6 protein-coding genes are annotated in these 6,000 nt (G+C 55.5%); 3 read left to right on the top strand and 3 right to left on the bottom strand.

Features of this window, described 5'->3' with window-relative positions:
- The first annotated feature begins 45 nt into the window (after positions 1–45).
- The gene (locus tag CLV58_RS25610; RefSeq protein ID WP_106140689.1) at positions 46–915 is read left to right on the top strand and encodes a helix-turn-helix domain-containing protein; all 870 of its coding nucleotides are present in this window, start codon (positions 46–48) and stop codon (positions 913–915) included.
- 125 nt (positions 916–1,040) lie between these two features.
- On the top strand, positions 1,041–1,439 hold the full coding sequence (locus CLV58_RS25615; protein WP_106140690.1) for a DUF983 domain-containing protein: 399 nt from the start codon (positions 1,041–1,043) through the stop codon (positions 1,437–1,439).
- 193 nt (positions 1,440–1,632) lie between these two features.
- Here the strand turns inward: CLV58_RS25615 and CLV58_RS25620 are convergent, their stop codons facing one another.
- Both CLV58_RS25620 and CLV58_RS25625 read right to left on the bottom strand, forming a co-directional pair.
- Positions 1,633–2,916 carry an acetyl-CoA hydrolase/transferase family protein gene (locus tag CLV58_RS25620; protein WP_106140691.1) on the bottom strand — a complete coding sequence of 428 codons (1,284 nt, stop codon included), beginning with the start codon at positions 2,914–2,916 and terminating at the stop codon, positions 1,633–1,635.
- Between the two features lie 64 nt (positions 2,917–2,980).
- On the bottom strand, positions 2,981–3,382 hold the full coding sequence (locus CLV58_RS25625) for a DUF2267 domain-containing protein (protein ID WP_106140692.1): 402 nt from the start codon (positions 3,380–3,382) through the stop codon (positions 2,981–2,983).
- 80 nt (positions 3,383–3,462) lie between these two features.
- Between CLV58_RS25625 and CLV58_RS25630 the strand changes: the two genes are divergently transcribed.
- Positions 3,463–4,164, top strand: coding sequence for a hypothetical protein (locus CLV58_RS25630; RefSeq protein WP_106140693.1), 702 nt, complete (start codon positions 3,463–3,465; stop codon positions 4,162–4,164).
- A 3-nt stretch (positions 4,165–4,167) separates the two neighbouring features.
- Here the strand turns inward: CLV58_RS25630 and CLV58_RS25635 are convergent, their stop codons facing one another.
- Positions 4,168–5,595, bottom strand: coding sequence for a GH1 family beta-glucosidase (locus tag CLV58_RS25635; RefSeq protein WP_245882470.1), 1,428 nt, complete (start codon positions 5,593–5,595; stop codon positions 4,168–4,170).
- Positions 5,596–6,000: the final 405 nt, after the last annotated feature.

Genomic DNA, 6,000 nt, shown 5'->3' on the forward strand with positions numbered 1-6,000 from the left:
GGTTTTCCCTCGATACCGATCCGCTGGTTAACCGCTCATGGTACTATGACTGACAGCATCCCTGTTTATTCGATTCAGACATTTGCCCGTCATGAGCCGGATACGCTTTTTTACATGACGCCCCTGGAGAAACTGGTCGGTGAATTCAAAGGGATCGACCAGTCACACTCACATACGTTCTACCTGCTGATGTGGATACGACAGGGGAGTGGTAGCCACACGATTGATTTCAAAACGTACCCGGTCGCCCCTGACCAGCTGTACTTCCTGACGCCCGGTCAGGTACATAGCTGGCAGTTGGCACCTGATACGCAGGGGTTCAACCTGTTTTTCGATACCAACTTTTTCCGGGCGCGACTGGGTAACCGGCTACAGCAATACCCGTTCTACCACTCGCATCAGCACCTGCCCCTGCTGGACGTGGCGGCACAGCGCACGTTCTTCTCCGATTTGTTTGGTTACGCCTACGACGAATACCGACAACAGCAGCCCAACCGGGCGGAGGTGTTTCTGTCGTTCATCCATATTCTGCTGGAAGCTGCCAGCCGCTTGTACGATCAGCAACTGCCGGCGAGTGCATCGCACTATTACGACCGGCTGCGGCAGTTTGAAGAGTTACTGGAGAATCAGTTCGTGCAGGTCCGTACCGTCAACGAGTATGCGGCCCAGATGAACGTTACGCCCAACCACCTGAACCACATCTGTCAGCAGGTGCTGGGCAAAACAGCCAGCCAATTGCTGCACGAGCGGCTGGTTATCGAAGCAAAGCGCTTGCTGACGCACACGGCGCGGTCGGTGAAGGAAATTGGCTTTCTGCTTGGGTTTGCCGATACATCCTACTTCGTTCGCTTCTTCCGAAAACACACGGGAATCACACCCGTCGACTTTCGCCAGTCGATTGAGACTAATCGTTGATTTGTACCATAAGCGCCTTTGTTTGTCTTGGCATCCGGCGGGTGGGTAGGTTACCTTTGTCCTACCAGAAAGCGAGTTGGTTTAGCCGTCGTCGTCTGGTTTGTCAACACCAAGATCGTATAGCCATGACTTCTTCCAGTCGTTTTTATAGTATCCTGTTCAACAAGTGTCCCCGCTGTCATGAAGGTGATTTCTTCGTGTCGAAGATCGCATTTAGCCGAAATTTCGACAAGATGCACGAGCATTGTCCGCACTGTGGAGAGAACTTCATGCCGGAGCCGGGATTCTACTGGGCGTCGATGTTCGTGAGCTACGCGTTTTTCACAATCTGGAGCCTGCTGACGTTTTTCGTTTTTGTCGTCTGGCTGGAAATCGACCTCGACTATTTCCTGATTGGATTAGTACCATCCATTATTCTGTTAACACCCTATTTCTTTCGCATGGCCCGCCGTACCTGGCTAACAATCTTTATCAAGCCCGCGCCAAAACCGTCAGCGGGTTTGGCGGAGACGGCTCGTAGTTAATGCTGGCATAGAGTTTTTCTGTCATCCCGACGTAGGAGGGATCTCCGGAAGCCGGTGAATTTTCTGCTTTTACCGAAGATCCCTCCTACGTCGGGATGACAGAAAAAGAGAAATTCCCGTTGTTACTACCGATACAAATAGGGGGCGGCTTCATCCTGCGAAGCCGCCCCCTTATTAGTGCAAACGAATGCCATTACAACCGGCCGAAGCGGGCGTGTGCCTGCCGCTCAAGGTCTTCGCGGTGGTCGGGGTGGGCGATGTTGATGAGCGCACGGGCGCGTTGCCGCAGGTTTTGTCCGTACAGATCAGCGATTCCGTATTCGGTGACGATGTAATGAACGTGCGCCCGCGTCGTCGTTACGCCCGCGCCTTCTTTCAGGAACGATACGATCTTGCTCAGGCCTTTGCTGGTGGTCGACGGAAGCGCGATAATGGGCTTGCCACCTTCCGACAACGAAGCCCCCCGCACAAAATCCATCTGTCCGCCAACACCTGAATACTGGTACGTACCGATGGTATCAGCGCACACCTGCCCCGTCAGGTCGACCTCGATGGCGCTGTTAATCGCGGTTACCTTCGGGTTGCGCCGAATGATCGATGTGTCGTTGGTGTAGCTGGCCTGTTTCATGGCCACACCGGGATTGTCGTTGATGAAGTCATACACCCGCTGACTGCCCATGACAAAGGCTGATACGATGCGGTGTGGCAGTACCGCCTTGTGCTCCCCTGTGATGACGCCCCGCTCGACCAGGTCGATGACACCGTCGGAGAACATCTCGGTATGAATGCCCAGTCCCTTGTGGTGAATCAGCTCCGCCAGTGTGGCGTTCGGGATGCCGCCGATGCCGAGTTGCAGCGTCGCGCCGTCTTCCACCAGACTGGCTACGTACTGACCGATCTTCCGGTCTTCCGCACTGATCTCACCGGGTAACACTTCGTAAATCGGCTCGTCGACTTCGATGGCTGCGTGTAGCATCGACACCGGAATCAGTCCGTCGCCGTGCGTGCGGGGTACCCGTGGGTTGATCTGGGCAATGACGTACTTCGCCGACTGAATAGCCGCCAGCGATACGTCGACGGAGGGGCCGAGCGAACAGTAACCGTGTGCATCCGGGGGCGACACCTGAATCAGCGCAACGTCGATCGGTAAAATTCTGCGCTTGAAGAGTAGCGGTACTTCGCTGAGGAAGACAGGGACATAGTCGCCGATGCCTGCGTTCAGCTGCTTTCGCATGTTAGCCCCAATAAAGAACGAGTTTGGCCGGAATGACGCCTGATACTGCGGTTCGAGGTACGGCAGGTAGCCCTCCGTATGAATGTGGCATAGCTCGACGTCGCGTAACTGCGGAGCGCGGTCGATCAGGGCGCGGATGAGTGTGTGGGGCGTCTGGGCAACGCTGTGGATAAAAACGCGGTTGCCCGACTGTACAACGGAAACGGCCTGATCAGGCGTAGTAATCGGAAGAAAGGTTACCATGATTTTGACATACTAACAACCGGCTCCTGAAAGGCGTGGAGTACCTTTCAGGAGTAATCGGACCCTAATTTGTCGCTACCGCACCGTCGAACAGCGGAGCATAATCATCCGACAGTGTGATTTTTATCTTGTGCAGTTCACCCTCGGTCACCATCGACCGGAATACGGTCATGAACTGCTGGGTGTAGCGCTCACCGGTGGCCGCATCGACGCCCAGTTTGTCGCCGACCCGCTGGTAGAACTCGTCTACCTTAAAGCGTTCGCCCTGGTCACGGTCTTCGGGTGATACTTCGCGGATGATGTCGAGCAAAGGTGCGGGTAGCTGAGCGCCCAGATTGTCGGCTGCGTTGCCGGCCAGGTGTGCCGTCAGCGTGTGCAGAAAGGCGCGGGTGATGTCGATTACTTCGCCCTCCGACTGAACGTTCAGTGCGGCTTTGGCTTCGTGAATAAATTCTGGATATTGCATAACGTCAAGTTGAATTGGTATTGGCTGCTCAACCCGGCGTTTGGGTAAGATGTTGGTACAAACCAGAAAAACTACACCACATGCACCGAATTTTATCCGCACTTTTTTGGGTAATTGGCTTCAGTGTCGCGCAGGGGCAGCACAGCGAATTCAGCGTGCAGGCAAGTAGTGGACTTTTTTCGTTTCGGGGGTCGGGAGCCGTATCGCAGACGGGGATACCGCTAATGGGGCCGGGAGTGATGAATCCGTACGGTCGACACAGCGGATCAAGCTACGGCTTAACCGGCCAATGGCAGTATGTCGATCGCTCCGGGCTGATTCTCGGAGCCCAGGCTGGGTACGAATCACTGACGAGCCGACTGGCTGTCAATGGTGTTATCGGTGATTTTAGTAGCTATCCGGCCGATGGTAACGCGTGGCTGAAAAATCAGTATGTGTTACTGCAACCCTTCGCTGGAAAGCGGTTTGGTACCGCACAGTCCAGTCTCGATGTTACGGTGGGCGTCGACCTGGCATACGGTTTGGCTAGTCGCGGAACAATATCACTAACCGCTACTAACCAATATCCAAGTTCTATACTGGCCCCTGTTTCATACAACATGCCAACTGTCGACGTGCGGCCGCGCGTAAACCTAACGGGCTATTATCGGTCGTTCGGTCTGAGCGCAGGCTATTCGCTGGGCGTACTAAGTTATACCCCCAGTTCCCGCTCCGATGCCACGCAGGTATACAGTCAGTACTGGCGAGCCGGGCTAAGCTATCGCTTCGGTCGCCGGCGCTGATGGCTAGTGCGCTTTCAGGTGTGCTGACCAGTCGACGGGGTCGGTGAGCAGTTGCTGAAACCAGTGGCCGGAATCCTTGACGATGCGCTGCTGCGTGCGGAAATCAACGTACACCAGTCCGAAGCGGGGGCGGTAGCCTTCGGCCCATTCGAAATTGTCGAGAAACGTCCAGACGAAGTAACCATCCACGGCGAAACCATCGTTTTTCGCCCGTAAGACACTTTGCAGATAATCCTGGTGGTAGCTGATGCGTTGCGGGTCGTGGACGTGGCCCTGTTGCACGGTATCGTAGAACGCAGCCCCACTTTCCGTAATGTACAGCTTCCGGATGCCGTCGTACTGACTGAATCGCTGAATGACCCGGTACAGGCTGTCGGGGTTGACCTCCCAGCCCATCTCGGTAATCGTCTGCACCCCCCGGCTCAGTGGCGAAATATCCTTCGACCAGATGTACGGCACAAAATAGGTATGCTCGACAACTACGCGGAAGTAGTGTTGCAGCCCGATGAAATCGAAATCAAACGCCAGCTTTTCCAGGTCGCCGGGTTGGGCATGCTTCTTGAAAATGCCGTTCAGAAAGGATAACTCGTCGGTTGGATAGCCCATGCCCAGGGCGGGTTCGATGAAAAGCCGATTCAGCAAGGCATCGACGCGTTTGGCTGCGGCCCGGTCGCGGGTAGCGTCGGTGTATGGATCGACGGGGGAGCAGGAAAAGGTGGTGCCGACATGGGCGTCGGGGACGTTGCGCCGAACAACCCGGCCCCCTTCTGCCTGCGCCAGTGCCGTGTGGTGAATGCTGGGTAGCAATGCGCGCAGACTGCGTCGGCCGGGGGCGTGTGTCCCCGTAAAATACCCCAGCACCGACGACGCCAGGGGCTCGTTCAGGATAATCCAGTGCTTGACTTTGGGACCGAAGGTTTTCGTGCAGACGTCGACGTAATCGGCAAACCAGTCGACGATTTTGCGGTTCGGCCAGCCGCCGAGGTTTTCCAGCGCCTGCGGTAAGTCCCAGTGGTAGAGCGTAATCCAGGGCGTCATGCCCAGCGACAGACAGTGGTCGATAAGTCGGTCGTAGAAGGCCAGTCCGGCTTCATTGACACGACCGCCATGCTGCGGTCCCAATCCGTCGGGTAGGATGCGGGACCAGGCTATCGAAAACCGGAAGTGAGGAAAGCCAAGGGCTTTGTGCAGGCGCAGGTCATCTTCGTAGCGGTCGTAAAATTCGCAGGCAATGTCGCCGTGTTCGCCGGTTTTGATTTTCCCGCGCTGATGACTGAACGTATCCCAGATTGACGGACCACGACCATCGCGGTCGACGGCTCCTTCGATTTGGTAAGCGGCTGTTGCCGTTCCCCAGACAAAATCAGGGCCAAAAGCAGCCCTGGAAACGAGCGCCGGATCAGCGGCAGGCAAGTGCGGTTGAGTAGTCAAAACATCCCGGAAATGGTCCGGCAAAGGTAATTGCTGGGTTTACGATTTATGGCTCACTGGTCAAAGTTCTCAATAACATAACCTTAACCAGTGAACCGTATTGAAGTCTGACAAAATAACTTAGGTTATTGATTGCCTGACTAACCCCTAAATCTGCACGGTAGAACCCGCCGTTACCGGGGCCGTAGGGTTATTGATCGCCTGACTAACCCCTAAATCCCCTGAAGGGGACTTGGCTCACGCTGGTACCAAGTCCCCTTCAGGGCAGGGCTGTTAAGTTCTAGCCTGTTTACCCCCCAGCCCCCTAAAGGGGCTAACCTTGTAGGGGTTTTGAGCCTTCAAAACCGAGCACTTCGCAAAGGAGCTTTTTTACCCCTAAATCCCCTGAAGGGCGGTCGGCCGCTG

The organism is Spirosoma oryzae, assembly GCF_003002825.1.
Lineage (GTDB): Bacteria > Bacteroidota > Bacteroidia > Cytophagales > Spirosomataceae > Spirosoma > Spirosoma oryzae.